General features: G+C 40.6%; 12 protein-coding genes and 1 tRNA gene. 11 read left to right on the top strand and 2 right to left on the bottom strand.

Features of this window, described 5'->3' with window-relative positions; all coding sequences use genetic code 11:
* The first annotated feature begins 446 nt into the window (after window positions 1–446).
* The 3 genes from groES to H6G69_RS27725 all read left to right on the top strand — a co-directional run bounded on the left by groES (window position 447) and on the right by H6G69_RS27725 (window position 2,811).
* A complete protein-coding gene (gene groES / locus H6G69_RS27715; RefSeq protein WP_190692335.1) occupies window positions 447–758 on the top strand; it encodes a co-chaperone GroES in 312 nt (103 codons plus the stop codon).
* Window positions 759–839: 81 nt separating this feature from the next.
* A complete protein-coding gene (gene groL / locus H6G69_RS27720; protein WP_190692336.1) occupies window positions 840–2,480 on the top strand; it encodes a chaperonin GroEL in 1,641 nt (546 codons plus the stop codon).
* A 175-nt stretch (window positions 2,481–2,655) separates the two neighbouring features.
* Entirely contained in the window at window positions 2,656–2,811 is a 156-nt protein-coding gene (locus H6G69_RS27725; protein WP_190692337.1) for a hypothetical protein, read from the top strand.
* Here the strand turns inward: H6G69_RS27725 and H6G69_RS27730 are convergent.
* Entirely contained in the window at window positions 2,805–3,992 is a 1,188-nt protein-coding gene (locus H6G69_RS27730; RefSeq protein WP_190692338.1) for an aminotransferase class V-fold PLP-dependent enzyme, read from the bottom strand. The two genes, H6G69_RS27725 and H6G69_RS27730, sit on opposite strands and share 7 nt — an antisense overlap.
* A 156-nt stretch (window positions 3,993–4,148) precedes the next feature.
* Here H6G69_RS27730 and H6G69_RS27735 point away from each other — a divergent pair, with 156 nt between their 5' ends.
* From H6G69_RS27735 to H6G69_RS27755, 5 genes are all read left to right on the top strand, one after another.
* On the top strand, window positions 4,149–5,618 hold the full coding sequence (locus H6G69_RS27735; RefSeq protein ID WP_190692339.1) for a TM0106 family RecB-like putative nuclease: 1,470 nt from the start codon (window positions 4,149–4,151) through the stop codon (window positions 5,616–5,618).
* Window positions 5,615–6,796, top strand: a complete 1,182-nt coding sequence (locus H6G69_RS27740) for an esterase-like activity of phytase family protein (RefSeq protein WP_190692340.1) — start codon at window positions 5,615–5,617, stop codon at window positions 6,794–6,796. Before H6G69_RS27735 ends, H6G69_RS27740 begins: the two co-directional genes overlap by 4 nt.
* 461 nt (window positions 6,797–7,257) lie before the next feature.
* Window positions 7,258–8,853 carry a serine/threonine-protein kinase gene (locus H6G69_RS27745; protein ID WP_190692341.1) on the top strand — a complete coding sequence of 532 codons (1,596 nt, stop codon included), beginning with the start codon at window positions 7,258–7,260 and terminating at the stop codon, window positions 8,851–8,853.
* A gap of 105 nt (window positions 8,854–8,958) precedes the next feature.
* Window positions 8,959–10,485: a protein kinase domain-containing protein gene (locus H6G69_RS27750; protein WP_190692342.1), complete on the top strand. Its 1,527-nt coding sequence runs from the start codon at window positions 8,959–8,961 to the stop codon at window positions 10,483–10,485.
* Between the two features lie 157 nt (window positions 10,486–10,642).
* Window positions 10,643–10,716 (top strand) — tRNA-Asp (locus H6G69_RS27755).
* Window positions 10,717–10,872: 156 nt separating this feature from the next.
* Here H6G69_RS27755 and H6G69_RS27760 read toward each other — a convergent pair.
* Window positions 10,873–11,037, bottom strand: a complete 165-nt coding sequence (locus H6G69_RS27760) for a hypothetical protein (RefSeq protein ID WP_190692343.1) — start codon at window positions 11,035–11,037, stop codon at window positions 10,873–10,875.
* Between the two features lie 24 nt (window positions 11,038–11,061).
* On the opposite strand from H6G69_RS27760, the gene gltX reads away from it, so the two are divergent.
* The 3 genes from gltX to ftsH2 all read left to right on the top strand — a co-directional run bounded on the left by gltX (window position 11,062) and on the right by ftsH2 (window position 15,704).
* Complete coding sequence (gltX, locus tag H6G69_RS27765) at window positions 11,062–12,498, top strand: glutamate--tRNA ligase (protein WP_190692344.1); 1,437 nt, start codon at window positions 11,062–11,064, stop codon at window positions 12,496–12,498.
* Window positions 12,499–12,710: 212 nt separating this feature from the next.
* Window positions 12,711–13,205, top strand: a complete 495-nt coding sequence (locus H6G69_RS27770) for a hypothetical protein (protein WP_190692345.1) — start codon at window positions 12,711–12,713, stop codon at window positions 13,203–13,205.
* A gap of 612 nt (window positions 13,206–13,817) precedes the next feature.
* The gene (gene ftsH2 / locus H6G69_RS27775; RefSeq protein ID WP_190692346.1) at window positions 13,818–15,704 is read left to right on the top strand and encodes an ATP-dependent zinc metalloprotease FtsH2; all 1,887 of its coding nucleotides are present in this window, start codon (window positions 13,818–13,820) and stop codon (window positions 15,702–15,704) included.
* The last annotated feature ends 153 nt before the right edge of the window (window positions 15,705–15,857 follow it).

Genomic DNA, 15,857 nt, shown 5'->3' on the forward strand with positions numbered 1-15,857 from the left:
GCCAAGTTCATCCAGGCATAATTTCTAGAAGACATGAAAAATTAGCCTTTCAAGTCTTACATAGGCTTCATTAAAATACTAATTATTGACCGATTTAACGTAGTTAATTTAGCAGTATTGCATTGCAGTTCAAAAAATTCAAGTACTTAGTATATGTAAAACAAATATTTAGCTACTCTAAATAATTTTTCTAGGCTTTACTGCACTGCTTGATTTTTTTCAAACTATGTGAAATGATATTTAACACGATAAACTACGGTAATTCGATAGACTTACTGTACTAACTCCTCTGCCGGCAATTCTGATTTAACTCGCTATTGCTTAGTTAGTTTAATCAGAAGCCATTCCTAGCCTAGGGTTTAATTTGAAAAACACAACCTATGAGGAATTTTCCTCTCAGTTGAATTGAACATTTACCTCAAAAAAGTGAGTTTGGAGAATTTTGTATGGCAGCTATAGCGTTGAGCGTATCTACCGTTAAACCATTGGGCGATCGCGTGTTTCTCAAAATTAGTGAGTCCGAAGAAAAAACTGCGGGTGGTATTCTTCTGCCTGATAGTGCTAAAGAAAAACCGCAGGTAGGTGAAATTGTCGCTGTCGGCCCTGGTAAACGCAACGATGACGGAACCTATCAAACTATTGATATTAAAATTGGCGATAAAGTGCTGTTTTCTAAATACGCTGGCACTGATATCAAGCTAGGCACAGAAGAGTATGTCCTGTTGTCAGAAAAGGACATTTTGGCAATTGTGTCATAGGCGGGCAAGCGCCATTCATTATTCATCATTCCTAAATAGCCAATCATCAACCTACACAATCTAAAGAGGACTGAAATTACTATGGCTAAACGCATCATTTACAACGAAAATGCTCGTCGTGCCTTGGAAAGAGGTATTGATATTCTGGCAGAAGCGGTAGCAGTTACCCTCGGCCCCAAAGGTCGTAACGTTGTTTTAGAAAAGAAGTTTGGCGCACCTCAAATTGTGAATGATGGAGTCACCATCGCTAAAGAAATTGAATTAGAAGATCATGTCGAAAACACAGGCGTGGCTCTAATTCGTCAAGCCGCTTCTAAAACTAACGATGCGGCGGGAGACGGCACAACCACAGCAACAGTATTAGCTCACGCCATTGTCAAAGAAGGCTTGCGAAACGTTGCGGCTGGTGCAAATGCCATTCAAATCAAGCGTGGTATCGACAAAGCCACAGGTTTTCTTGTGGAAAAAATTAGAGAACACGCGCGTCCTGTGGAAGATTCCAAAGCTATTGCTCAAGTTGCAGCGATTTCTGCGGGTAATGATGAAGTCGTCGGTGCTTTAATTGCCGAAGCCTTAGATAAAGTTGGTCGTGAAGGCGTAGTATCTCTAGAAGAAGGTAAATCAGTCACCACCGAACTGGAAGTCACAGAAGGCTTGAACTTCGACAGGGGTTATATTTCTCCCTATTTTGCCACTGATGCAGAACGGTTAGAAGCAGTCCTAGATGAGCCTTTCTTGCTGTTAACCGATAAGAAAATCACATTGGTACAAGACCTAGTACCTGTTCTAGAGCAAGTCGCCCGTCAAGGCAGACCCTTAGTAATTATTGCTGAGGATATTGAAAAAGAAGCTCTCGCAACCTTAGTTGTCAACCGTTTGCGGGGTGTATTGAATGTTGCGGCTGTCAAAGCACCTGGATTTGGCGATCGCCGTAAAGCTATCCTCGAAGATATTGCCATTCTCACAGGTGGACAGTTAATTACCGAAGATGCTGGTTTGAGACTTGATGCTACCAAGCTCGACCAACTCGGTAGAGCGCGCCGCATCACCATCACCAAAGACAGCACCACCCTCGTAGCAGAAGGTAACGAGCAAGCTGTCAAAGCTAGGGTAGAACAAATCCGCCGCCAAATCGAAGAAACTGAGTCTTCCTACGACAAAGAAAAACTCCAAGAACGTCTGGCGAAGTTAGCTGGTGGGGTTGCAGTCGTGAAAGTCGGTGCAGCCACAGAAACCGAACTCAAAGACCGCAAACTACGCCTAGAAGATGCCATCAACGCTACCAGAGCAGCTGTTGAAGAAGGTATTGTTCCTGGTGGTGGTACAACACTGGCGCATTTGGCTCCTGAGTTAGAAACCTGGGCGAAGACTAACTTAGTAGATGAAGAATTAATCGGTGCGTTAATTGTCTCTCGCGCTTTGGCTGCACCTCTCAAACGAATTGCGGAAAATGCCGGCCAAAATGGTGCGGTGATTGCAGAACGAGTCAAAGAGAAAGAATTCAATGTCGGTTACGACGCAACAACCGGTGAATTCGTTGATTTGTTTGCGGCGGGAATTGTTGACCCCGCTAAGGTGACACGTTCCGCCGTCCAAAATGCCGCCTCAATTGCAGGTATGGTATTGACTACCGAAGCCATTGTAGTTGACAAACCAGAACCAAAAGATGCCGCTCCGGCTGCGCCTGGTGGCGGCTTAGGCGGTGGCGACTTTGATTATTAATAGATCATAAGATAGGCGATCGCTATCAATCAACCATAGTTTCTGTGCATATTTTACAACTACAGGACTTACGCATGAAAACGAAAAATCAAGGGTTTGGAGAAGAGGGCAAGAGTTTAGGGGTCTAGGGGTGTATGTATCCAAAACCCATTAACCCAGCCTCCACAAACAATCTTTGTGCGTAAGTCCTAAACTAATTCAGGGACGAGATAATCCTGACTTACCTACTGCTGTTGCTTTTTCACCTGAGCAACAGCAGTCTTTATTGGCGATAGCACCTGCTGTCGAGGGCAAAACTCAACTGCAACAAAATACTCCTTCAGTCTATTGACTAAACTTTTCTATTTGTTCGACTAACTCATCCATTTCTGACTCTAAAGTAAAATAGTGAACAGTAGCACGGATGCAATCAGGATTGGCAATTGTGCGGGTAAATATCTTGTTAGTTTCTAAAAATTGCACTAATTTGAAACTAGTGTGAGAATCATGCTGCACAAATTGAAAAGAGACTAAACCGCTTTCGGGTGGTGAAGTTCGCAGACATTTAATTTGGGATAAAGCTGATAATTTCCGCCAGAGATATTCACTATTGCGGCAAATTTGCTGATAACGTTCTGCTGCTGTACCCCATTTTTGATGCAGGGCGATCGCCTCCACCAATCCCGCATAAAATGAATAAGCTGATGTCCCAACTTCATATTTCTGCCCGTTAGCTAAAAAATCTATCGGCTGACCTTGCTTGTCTTTAATCACGCCACGCCAACCAATGAATGTCGGTGCAAGTTTTTTAAATGCTTCTGGTTGGATATATAATCCACCCACACCAGCCGGGCCACACCACCATTTATGACCAGTAAAAGCATAAAAATCTACCCCTAATTCATTTAAATTTAAAGGCAATAAACCTACAGATTGGGCAGCATCAACTAACACTAAAGAATTATTATTTCTACAGACTGCCATAATTTTTTCCAGTGGCAAAACTTGACCAGTATTCCACAAAACATGGCTGAGAATTACTAAGCGGGTATTAGGGCGTAAATTTTGAGCAATAACCGCCACAGGATCGCCTGCATTTAAAGTAGCCATTAATGGACAAGTAGTAACTTCCACATGAAATCGTCGCCCAATTTCTTTGGCTGCGGCAATTACCCCTTGATGTTCACAGTCTGATAACAGCAAATGATCGCCAGAACGCCAATCAATTCCCCACAAAGGAATATTACAGCCTACAGTCACATTTTCAGTTAGGGTAATAGTTTCTGGGGTTGTGTTTAACTCTGTGGCGATGGCTTGTTTAATAGTTTGAATATGAGAACCTATCCAGCGCCCTACCTCATTACCAAAGGGGCCTAGCTGCTGAATATGAGTCTCAGCTTGAATAATGGCATCCATAGCCTGTTTTGATAACGGCCCTTGTCCGCCATAGTTAAAATAAATCTTATTAGCTAAAGCTGGAAATTGCTCTCGATGGCGATGCAGCTGAGTTGCTATAGCAGAACTACTGGTCATGAATAATGCCAAATATCAATATTGTTACTTTAAACTTAAACACCTTCACGTTCGCAAATAGGGAACAGGGTTGAGGAACAGAATAATTTCTCTTACCTATTGCCTATTCCATTTTTTCATCCCCAGAAAGCCATAATTATTGTTAGCTGAAAATTAATGTTGATTAATGCTGAACACCTACTGCAATACCAACGCTGCAAACGCCGACCTTTTTTAGACATTAATGCTGATAAAAGCCAGCGAGATGCGCCAAATGACTTGTTAGCCAAATTGCAACAAGACAAAATCGCTTACCAACGGGGAATTTTAGCAGAGTTTTCTTATGAACAGCCAAAGTATCCCCCAAAAGATTATGCAGCTGGACAAGCAGCAACTTTAGAATTAATGCAGCGCGGAGTTGAGTATATTTATCACGGATTGTTGTTAAGTAATTATCAAGATTGGGTAGCAACAGCTAGCGACAACTACACACTTGTGAGTCGTCCCGATTTACTAATTAAACAGCCAGGCGAATCTTGCTTTGGCAACTGGATGTATGTTCCCGCAAATCTGGAACTAGGTAAGCGTCCTAAACAAGAATATCAAGCTGTAGCTGCCTTTCACGCCCAAGCCTTGGCAACCGTGCAAGGAGTCGCACCAGATAGAGCGTGGTTATTGTTACGTACCAAAGACAGTGGTTATCCCGTAGATTTGGCAAAATGGACACCACAGATGTTACAAATTCTGGAGGAGTTCATTCAATCGCTACAGTTATCAGACGCGCCAGAAATGTTTATTTCGCGGCAAAAATGTAATCTTTGCCACTGGTATAGTCAATGTTATGCGATCGCCCAATCACAAAAACACCTGTCGTTATTACCTGGGGTCACACCAGTTCGCTACACCCAACTCCAAGCCCTTTCTCTTACCACCCTGGAATCTCTAGCCAAGACAAATCCAGAAACTCTAGAAGATTTGCCTGGTTTTGACAGCATAGTAGCAAGTAAGTTGGTCATTCAAGCACAATCGGTAATTGAAAAACGACCGTTAATTTTAACTAACCATCGGCGTAGGGAAGAAATTATATTTCCATCCCCAATAGAACTATATTTTGATATTGAAGCCCAGCCAGATTTAGAGTTAGATTATCTTTTAGGCGTTTTGGTGGTGAATAGACAAAATAACACACAACAATTCCATTCTTTTTTAGCAGAAACACCAGAAGCCGAAGAATTAATTTGGCGACAATTTCTCGATTTAGTTTGGCAATATCCAGAAGCCCCAATTTATCATTTTTGTGTTTACGAATTTGATACCGTCAAACGCTTGGCGAAGTTGTATCACACTCCTAACTCTTCAGTTAATCCAATCTTGAATCGGTTTGTCGATGTGTACGAAGAATTAATCCACAACGTTGCTTTGCCTGTAGAAAGCTATGCCCTCAAAGCGATCGCGCGTTGGTTGGGTTTTGAATGGCGTGATAAAGAAGCCAGTGGTGCTAAGTGCATTTACTGGTATGATCGCTGGTTAGAAACAGGCGATCGGACTTTCTTAGAAATGATCCAACGCTACAACGAAGATGACTGTTACGCCACCCTAAATGTTAAAGATTGGCTAGCCAACTTTTTCAACATGAATGCAGCATGAAAATAATTAAAAAGATTAGGAAAATCTCTAAAATTATTTACTTAGTAATTGCCATCTTAATCGCTACTATTATATTCACTAACTTGTTAAGCGATTCTGTTGAAATTAGCAGCATAGATTTCATTGGCGAAGCAACATTAGCCAAAGGATTATTATTTCAAAAAACAGAAGTAGGCGGCTTATCAGGCATCACTTATGATGCCAAAAATGACCTTTACTATGCCATTTCTGATGACCGAGGGCAAAAAGCACCGGCGCGCTTCTACACTTTCAAAATCGATTTGAGTCAAGGTTCTCTAAAAAATAGTGGTGTGATGCCAGTTGGCGTGACCATGCTGTTAAATAATCAGGGTCAAAACTTTCCTGCGGGTGCAACAGATACAGAAGGAATTGCGTTAACTGATAAAGATACTGTCTTTATTTCTTCTGAAGGCAATGCTGATCAATTAATTAATCCTTTTATTCAAGAATTTTCCCTATCTTCAGGAAGAACAATTACAACACTCCCAATCCCAAAAAAGTTTTTACCCGATAAGAATAATCAATTTGGTATTCGTGATAATTTAGCTTTTGAAAGCTTAACCATTACACCCAATCATCAATATCTATTCACTGCAACAGAAAATGCCCTCAAGCAAGACGGGCCAGCAACTCAACCCAATATCGGGACACCTTGCCGCATATTACAATACAACCTATTTACTCAAAAACCAGAAAAAGAATATTTATATCAAACTGAACCCATTGCATCATTTTTTAACATAACTGGTAAGTTCGCTAGTGGCTTACCAGATTTATTATCCTTAGATAATCACGGACACTTTCTCACTATAGAAAGGTCATTTACTGGATTAGGTTTTGCTGTTTTTTTATTTGAAATTTCTTTAAATGCAGCTGATGATATTCACAATATAAATAGTCTGTTAACAGTTAATTTTCCCAAGATTAAACCAGTTGCTAAAAAACTTCTGTTAGATTTACGCACTTTAGATGTAGCCCTAGACAACATCGAAGGTCTAACCCTCGGCCCGTGGCTACCTAACGGACAACGCTCATTAATTATGGTCAGCGATAATAACTTCAATTCTATACAGCGCACTCAATTTCTGGCATTTCAGCTTAAAATTGACCCTCCTATTCTTAGATGGTTCCGGCGGATTTTCAATTTTTCTGCATAGCAAAATTACTGAGATACTTGAATAATGGCAAGGAGATTACTACTGAATAGCCATAGTTTTTCTATTTATTGCTGAAGAGAAGTATTGATTTCCGAACTTTTTCTTACTTCTACTTATCTGTTCTATTGCTACTTAGATAATTACAATCATCAAAACAGGCTAATATAGTGTAGCTTATTACTGATGATTAACCGTATATTTACTGCCCATAAAAAGCAAATATATTCAATTTATTATTTGTTTCAGTGGATTTTCTCATCCACTTTGTTTCATTAATATGTTACATAATATTTAAGAAAATCTGCCGAGACACTATTTCTATTTTTATTAAAGGTTCATGGGTTATTAAATTTATTTTTATCAATCATAATTAATTCTCTAAACTTAGAGTAATTATTCATGGGTACAATTCAGCTTTGAAGAAAATTCTTCAATTATTTTATAGCGTAACATTTCCAAATATGGTAATTCCTAAAACCGAAATTGATAATTATATTGGAAAGTTTTTAAATAATCGCTATTTAATAAAAGATTTAATTGGCAAAGGTGGTATGGGTAGGGTTTACCTAGCGGAAGATGCAGCTAAAGGTGGAATGTTAGTTGCAGTTAAGCTGTTAATGCTGAGTCTAGGAAACCAGCAAATCTCTCAACGTTTTGCCAGAGAAATTTTTATTGGCGCTCAGTTAGGTCGTAAAAGCAAAAATATCGTTCGGGTATTAAGCTATGGCATGACGGATGATAAAACACCATTTTATGTTATGGAATATCTTCAAGGTAAAAACTTGAAGCAAATTCTCAAAGTACAGCCATTAACCTTAGAAAAATTTTTAGATATCTGTTATCAAATTTGCCTAGGTTTACAATGCGCTCATCAAGGTATTAGCCTTAAAGGCGAAATCTACCCTATTGTTCACCGAGATATTAAACCAGAAAATATATTTATTATTGATGATCCTCAACAAGGTGAGATTGTTAAAATTTTAGATTTTGGTATCGCTAAATTTTTAACAGAGCGTAGTGGTATGACACTTACAGATTCCTTTATTGGGAGTTTACCATACTGCTCTCCCGAACACATGGAAGGGCGAAAACTCTTAGATGTCCGCTCTGATATTTACAGTTTGGGTGTTTTGATGTTTGAAATGCTGACAGGTAAGCATCCTTTTCAAACAGACAACCAATCATTTGGCAGTTGGTATCAAGCGCATCGGTTTCAACTTCCTCCTACACCAGAGGAAGTAAACCCCCAAGTCAAAATACCACAGGCATTACAAAAATTATTGATGAACTGCCTAGCTAAAGAAGTAACAGACCGTCCTCAAACTATCAGTCAGATTTTAGCGATTTTAGATAAAGCGCGGCGACAAATTAATAAAAAAACTGCCCTGCATAATGATAGCTTTCAGGAATTATCGCCAGTACAACTAGTACCAGTAACTTCCATATCCGAAAAAGAATGCTTACAAAAAACCTGGCCCAAAAATAAACCAATTGCCTCGATTGGTTTTCCCTATTTATTACATACCACCCAAGGTGTAATTCCAACTTTTTGGGCAATGTTACCTAAACAAGAAATCAGTAATTTTTCTGATAAAGCTCATAGCACAGAATTTATTTCTAAAATGAATGTCTACCCTATGTTATTATGGGTGACTGTACTGTATAATGCTCAACTTTCTATTACTAGATGGTTGTCTTATTTTTTAGATTTAAAAGATTCTCGAGGAGAAAAAATAGTCAAAATTTTAGCAGATAGAGGATATTATCATCTGTTGTTTTTTGCTCTTGAAGAACCAAAGCAGTGCGCTCATGTGATGACGTTAACTTTGACAGCCAAGCAAAAACAGCAATTAACTGATTGGCTAGAACTAGAGCAGAATTCCCATGAAGAAATGGCCGCTGAGGAAGCTAAAACTATTTTGAAAGCAGAATATCACAAGTTGAAAGCGGAAATTTTGCAAAAACTAGTAGAAAAACAACAAATTGCCAAAATTGGTTTTAGAATTTGGCTTTCTCAGTTATTTGAGAAATTTTTGCAAATTCTATCGCGTTCTTAAAAAATAACTGAAATGGTAAATTTGCATTTAAAAATCGGTAGTTTTGGTGATTTATTAACGGGAAACACTTAATTTTTAATTACGGCAACAGCAGAGGTTGTAAAAGTGAGTCAAAGCGCGTTCATCCCTCCACACATGAAAGGATTGCTAGCTAATCGTTATCAGCTTAAGCAGTTAATTGGTAGAGGTGGCATGGGTGAAGTTTTTTTAGCTCATGATGTTTTACTGGGAGGAACACCAGTTGCCGTAAAATTTCTAACTCAAACTTTCTGTAGTGCGAAGATGCAGCAAGACTTTGCGCGCGAAGCTATGCTGAGTGCGGCTTTAAGTCAAAAGAGTCTACATATTGTGCGAGCTTATGATTATGGTGTGAGTGCCGAAGGTAAGCCATTTTATGTGATGGAATATTTAAATGGCAAAAGTTTAAAAGATTTAATACCTATACCTTTGCCTCAATTTTTAACTTTGACACGTCAGATTTGTTTAGGCTTACAATGCGCTCATCAAGGTGTAAATATTGATGGCAAAGTTTATCCTCTAGTTCATCGGGATATCAAACCTGTAAATATATTAGTTATTCCCGATCCTATACTAGGTCAGCTAATTAAAATTCTGGATTTTGGGATTGCAAAGTTTATTAATTATGCCAATACACTTAGCACTAGTCGAGGATTTAACGGCACATTGCCCTATTGCTCTCCTGAACAGCTAGAAGGCTCAGAAATAGATAGCCGTTCTGATATTTACAGCTTGGGTGTAATGATGTTTGAGATGCTGACGGGTGCTAAACCTTGGCAGCCAGAAACTGATTTATTTGGGGCTTGGTATAAAGCACATAATTTTGAAGCACCGCGAGCGATCGCTACTGTCAATCCTCAACTTAAACTACCACCCCAACTAAATAGTTTAATCATGGCTTGTTTGGAGAAAAAACCAAGCGATCGCCCCCAAAATATGGCAGAAATTTTACAAGTTTTAGGAAACTTAGAACAATCTAGTTGTCAGAGTTTGCCTAAACCTTTAGCCGCAACAGATAATTCTCCATTTTCTGGAGGTACTGAATTATCTCCTATTTTAAAAACTACCTTTACTCAACTAACATGGCCACAAAATAAACCGATTCAAGAAATTGTATTTCCCCATGATTTAGATACTCCACAAGGTACTTTAGCCGCTCTTTGGTTAATGTTGCCTGAACAAGAAATTCAAAAACGAGTTTTGTGTCAGCGTTACAACCAATTTATTTTCATCACCTCTCCACACCCGATGATGCTATGGGTAACACTGCTTTACAATCGAGAATTTGGCCCTAAATGGCTACCCTGCTATTTAGATATGCAAAATCCCCATAACCAAACATTGGTTTACTCCTTGGCAGAATATGGCCGCTACCCCTTAATTTGCTTCACCTTAGAACCCCCCCATAACTGTATTAATGTCCTCAGCAGCCACATTGCCAATACCCAGCGTCAAAGGTTAAAACTCTGGGTAGAAAAGAGCAAAACTCTGCCAAAATCTGACCAATCGGTTTTAAGCAAAAATTTATTAAAGCAGCAGTATAAACAGATGCAATCTCGAATGCTGCACCACTTAACCGAAAAACCACAGTTTGTGGCTGTTAGCTCAACTTAAAAAAATAAATGCAAAACACTTGCAAAAATTATTTGAAATGCTAATATGGTTAATCGTCGAGTGAAAGCCGCAGCCTTTAAAGCTAAAGCCAAAAAAAGTAAAAAAATCACTTGACAAACCCAAACAAAAAAGCGATAATAATAAAGTTGCAAATTAAGGGACTGTAGTTCAATTGGTTAGAGCACCGCCCTGTCACGGCGGAAGTTGCGGGTTCGAGCCCCGTCAGTCCCGTTAAAAAACAGAACTAAGAAATATGGGTGATTGGTCTAAAAAGGTTTTAGTTATAAATTAACCTTTAACCAAAGAATCATACAGCTATTCATGTATCAGTTATTCCCCATTAGGGCGGGAGTAGAGAACGGGAAGTGAGAGAGCAGCCTAAAACCCTTAAGTCGAAAGCCCAGCCTTTTCGGGCGATCGCATTGGTTGGAGTTTTAAGCCTCGACGAATTCCTGATCCTATTCCCCTTTTGTGACATCCAGTCTCAACACCTTGGGGGGCGTTGCCGCAGGCATTGAACTGAGAGGACGCTGTACTTGTTATATTGATCATGCTTTGTGAAAGAGAGAAATAACTGTGACTGTTAGAGTCCGTATTGCACCAAGCCCAACTGGCAATTTACATATTGGTACAGCTAGAACTGCTGTATTTAACTGGTTATTTGCCCACCACCACGGGGGTCAGTTTATCTTACGCATTGAAGACACAGACCTAGAGCGATCGCGCCCCGAATACACAGACAATATTCTAGCTGGATTGCGCTGGCTAGGGTTGAACTGGGATGAAGGGCCGTTTTTCCAATCCCAACGCTTAGACCTTTACAAAACAGCAGTACAAAAGCTCTTAGATCAAGGTTTAGCTTATCGCTGCTACACCACCCCGGAAGAACTAGAAGCACTGCGCGAAGCTCAAAAAGCCAAAGGTGAAGCACCCCGTTACGACAACCGTCATCGTCACCTCACCCCAGAACAAGAAGCCGCTTTCAAAGCAGAAGGACGCAGCTTTGTCATCCGGTTCAAAATCGATGATGACCGCGAAATTGTCTGGAATGACTTAGTAAGGGAAAAAATGGTTTGGCGGGGTAGTGACCTTGGCGGTGATATGGTCATTGCCCGTGCGTCGGAAGATGGCATTGGTCAACCACTCTACAACTTTGTGGTGGTGGTCGATGACATTGATATGCAAATCACCCATATTATCCGGGGAGAAGACCACATCGCCAACACCGCTAAACAAATTCTGTTATATGAAGCTTTAGGAGCAAAAATACCTGTATTTGCCCACTCGCCACTAATTTTGAACATGGATGGGCGCAAGTTATCTAAGCGCGATGGCGTAACTTCTATTTCTGATTTTCAGAAAATGGGCTTTACGGCGGAAGCTTTGGTAAATTACATGACTTTGTTAGGTTGGTCGCCACCAGAATCTACCCAAGAAATATTTACCTTAGAAGCAGCTGCCAAGGTATTTGGTTTTGAGCGAGTCAATAAAGCTGGTGCTAAATTTGACTGGGCAAAACTAGATTGGCTAAACAGTCAATATATTCACCATCTGCCAGTGGATAAACTAACAGATTTACTCATACCTGTTTGGCAAGAAGCTGGTTATAAGCTAGATGGGCGAGAGCGTCCTTGGTTAGAGCAGTTAGTTGCTTTAATCGGCCCTAGCCTAACTCGTTTGGTAGAAGCTGTAGACATGAGTAAAATGTTTTTCAGCGAAACTGTCGAATTGATCGATGAGGGTAGTAAACAACTGCAACAAGAAGGCTCTAGTGCAGTTTTGAGTGCCATACTTGCTGCTTTAGAAAATCAACCCGAATTCACAGAAGCCACTGCTCAAGACATTATTAAACAGGTGGTAAAACAACAGAATGTTAAGAAAGGGTTGGTAATGCGATCGCTCCGTGCGGCTTTAACAGGAGATGTCCACGGCCCCGACTTAATCCAGTCCTGGTTATTGTTGAATCAAATTGGTTGGGATAAACCAAGGTTGCATCAAGCAATTAATGTGTGATTGTGTAATTCGTAATTCGTAAAGACTCTATTACGAATTACGAATTAATTTGTCTTGAGTTCAAGCAATGCAAGTCACAGACAAATTCGTGTTTCTTACGTATGACTAATTGCTGTACCAAATCTCAGATATTAGTCAATTCCTCTTCTAATTGGGAACTTACTAGGTAAAAATCGTGTCTTTTAAAATACTGAGAAACCTAAGTAATTGCAATGGCGCAAACGTCTTTAAATAGAGGGATGAGATTTTCGTTGACGGTATTGGCTTTCTGTGTCACATCAGTAACAAATACAATAACTAATGCTCAAGAAGCACCACCGATATTTGGAGATGTGACTCTCAACCATCCATTTTCCCCAGATCCGATGAATGTTAGGGGAATGAGTGGTGGTTCTGTATCTGCGAGTCAAATTGCTGGTAAGACAGAAACAATCACCGGGCCATGTACTGGCTTTGTGGATAAAACACCAGATCATAATTTAGAACTGACAACTAAATTTGATTATCTGAAGCTACAAGTACAAAGTCCTGAAGATGTGACAATCGTTGTCAAAGGCCCTGGCGGTACTTGGTGTAATGACGATCTAGAAGGCAAAAATCCTGGTATTGGTGGTGAATGGCTACCAGGAAAGTATGAAATTTGGGTGGGTTCCTACAATCAAGGTCAGTATTTCCCTTACACATTAAAAATTACTGAGGTCAAGTAATCCTTACAAACAGCATTTCTCCAATATTTTTAGGACAGGGAAGAGGAAGCCAGGAATTACGCACAAAGTTTATTTGTGGAGATTGGGTGTAGGGGTGAAAGAGTATGGGGTATAAAGGTTCTAGATATCTACACCCCTATACCCCCACACCCTTATACCCTTGTCCAAACCCTTAATTTTTCGTCTGACTGCGTAAGGACTATAGTTTGGTGCTGGGCTTGTCTGAGTCTTTCTGTCCTTTTGTGCTTTCTTGGATTTTGCAATGTTGTATTAAAATTAAGTTAAATTTAATTAAGATTCTTGTCAGTGTCGCACAATTATCATAAAGACCTAACGGCTTTGTGGTGAGGCACGATTAGAGATCAAATTAAACAAAATGGATTAATAAACATCCGTTGCAAACTGAATCTAGTGAACAAGGTGAGGTAGTGCGTTGGAAAACCAGCAGCTTTAGCAGGTTCCCAGCTTGAGAGGTAAACAACCTACAAGCGAGCGTCACTACCGTAAAGCAAGTAAATTGGCGATTGACTAATCAGCAACTGCCAACCTACTTGGTAATCAAATCATCGTTTCCTAGAGATAATTAATTGTATTGGCAGAGGCAAAATTAAGATGAAATTCTCCTGGAGAGTCCTAGTACTCTGGACATTGCCTGCTTTGGTAATTGGCTTTTTCTTCTGGCAAGGAGCATTTGCTAATGCTCCTGCGGATATGGGCAAAAATGCTGCTAATACACGCATGACTTATGGTCGCTTTCTGGAATATTTGGATAGCGATCGCGTCACTAGCGTAGATTTGTATGAAGGCGGCAGAACAGCAATTGTCGAAGCTGTCGATCCGGATATTGAAAATCGCATTCAGCGGTGGCGGGTAGATTTGCCAATTAGCGCACCGGAATTAATTAGCAAACTCAAAGAAAAACAAATTAGTTTTGATGCTCATCCCATGCGGAATGATGGCGCAATCTGGGGATTATTGGGTAATTTAGTTTTCCCAGTTTTACTGATCGCTGGATTGTTCTTTTTGTTCCGTCGCTCTAGTAATCTCCCTGGTGGCCCTGGTCAAGCTATGAGCTTTGGTAAATCCAGGGCGCGTTTTCAAATGGAAGCCAAAACTGGTGTGAAATTTGATGACGTGGCTGGTATTGAAGAAGCCAAAGAAGAACTGCAAGAAGTTGTAACTTTCTTGAAGCAGCCAGAAAGATTTACTGCTGTAGGCGCACGCATTCCCAAAGGTGTGTTGTTGGTTGGGCCTCCAGGAACAGGTAAAACTTTACTTGCAAAAGCAATCGCCGGGGAAGCTGGCGTACCTTTCTTCAGCATTTCCGGTTCAGAATTCGTGGAAATGTTTGTCGGTGTGGGTGCGTCCCGCGTCCGTGACTTATTTAAGAAAGCCAAAGATAACGCTCCTTGTATCATCTTCATCGATGAAATCGACGCTGTAGGTAGACAACGGGGCGCAGGTATCGGTGGTGGTAACGATGAACGGGAACAAACCCTCAACCAGTTGCTCACCGAAATGGATGGTTTTGAAGGCAATACAGGTATTATCATTATTGCTGCTACCAACCGTCCAGATGTATTAGACGCAGCCTTGTTACGTCCTGGTCGTTTTGACAGACAAGTAACCGTTGATGCACCCGACATCAAAGGACGCTTGGAAATTCTGCAAGTCCACGCACGCAACAAGAAACTAGACCCCAGCGTATCACTAGAAGCGATCGCTCGCCGGACTCCTGGTTTTACTGGTGCAGATTTAGCTAACTTACTTAACGAAGCGGCTATTCTTACCGCTAGAAGACGCAAGGAAGCAATCACCCTCCGCGAAATCGATGATGCAGTTGACCGTGTGGTAGCTGGTATGGAAGGTACTCCCTTGGTAGACAGCAAGAGCAAACGCTTAATTGCTTATCACGAAGTGGGACACGCTTTGGTCGGTACTTTGCTCAAAGACCATGACCCAGTACAAAAAGTTACTCTCATTCCTCGCGGACAAGCACAGGGTTTAACTTGGTTTACCCCCAACGAAGAACAAGGATTAATTTCTCGTTCTCAACTCAAAGCTAGAATTACTGGTGCTTTGGGTGGACGTGCAGCCGAAGAAGTAGTTTTTGGCCCGGCGGAAGTTACAACTGGTGCAGGTGGAGACTTGCAGCAATTGTCAGGGATGGCGCGTCAGATGGTAACTCGCTTTGGGATGTCTGATTTAGGGCCTTTGTCCTTGGAAAGCCAACAAGGAGAAGTCTTCTTAGGTCGTGACTGGATGACCAGATCCGATTATTCTGAGGCGATCGCATCTCGGATTGATAATCAAGTTAGAGTAATTGTAGAAGAATGCTACGAAACTGCTAAAAAAATCATCCGTGACAATCGCACCGTTACCGATCGCATTGTTGATTTACTCATCGAAAAAGAAACTATCGACGGCGAAGAATTCCGCCAAATTGTTGCTGAATATACTGATGTTCCTGAAAAAGCTCAGTATGTACCTCAACTGTAAAAATTAGCTTTTTTGAGTGAATAACAAAAAATAGGGATAGTAAAAACTATTCCTATTTTTTTATTTGAATATGCAAAACTTTAATAAGTTTACATTTTTTAACTTTATACTCTGATTCAGGTGTAGGTTGGGTGGAGGAACGGAACCCAACAT

The organism is Nostoc sp. FACHB-110, from assembly GCF_014697425.1.
Taxonomy (GTDB): domain Bacteria; phylum Cyanobacteriota; class Cyanobacteriia; order Cyanobacteriales; family Nostocaceae; genus Nostoc_B.

Coding starts and splice junctions, on each gene's coding strand:
- H6G69_RS27730 (WP_190692338.1), bottom strand. CDS start 3,992: ATGACCAGTAGTTCTGCTATAGCAACTCAGCTGCATCGCCATCGAGAG.
- H6G69_RS27740 (WP_190692340.1), top strand. CDS start 5,615: ATGAAAATAATTAAAAAGATTAGGAAAATCTCTAAAATTATTTACTTA.
- groL (WP_190692336.1), top strand. CDS start 840: ATGGCTAAACGCATCATTTACAACGAAAATGCTCGTCGTGCCTTGGAA.
- H6G69_RS27735 (WP_190692339.1), top strand. CDS start 4,149: ATGTTGATTAATGCTGAACACCTACTGCAATACCAACGCTGCAAACGC.
- H6G69_RS27770 (WP_190692345.1), top strand. CDS start 12,711: ATGGCGCAAACGTCTTTAAATAGAGGGATGAGATTTTCGTTGACGGTA.
- H6G69_RS27745 (WP_190692341.1), top strand. CDS start 7,258: ATGGTAATTCCTAAAACCGAAATTGATAATTATATTGGAAAGTTTTTA.
- ftsH2 (WP_190692346.1), top strand. CDS start 13,818: ATGAAATTCTCCTGGAGAGTCCTAGTACTCTGGACATTGCCTGCTTTG.
- H6G69_RS27760 (WP_190692343.1), bottom strand. CDS start 11,037: ATGATCAATATAACAAGTACAGCGTCCTCTCAGTTCAATGCCTGCGGC.
- groES (WP_190692335.1), top strand. CDS start 447: ATGGCAGCTATAGCGTTGAGCGTATCTACCGTTAAACCATTGGGCGAT.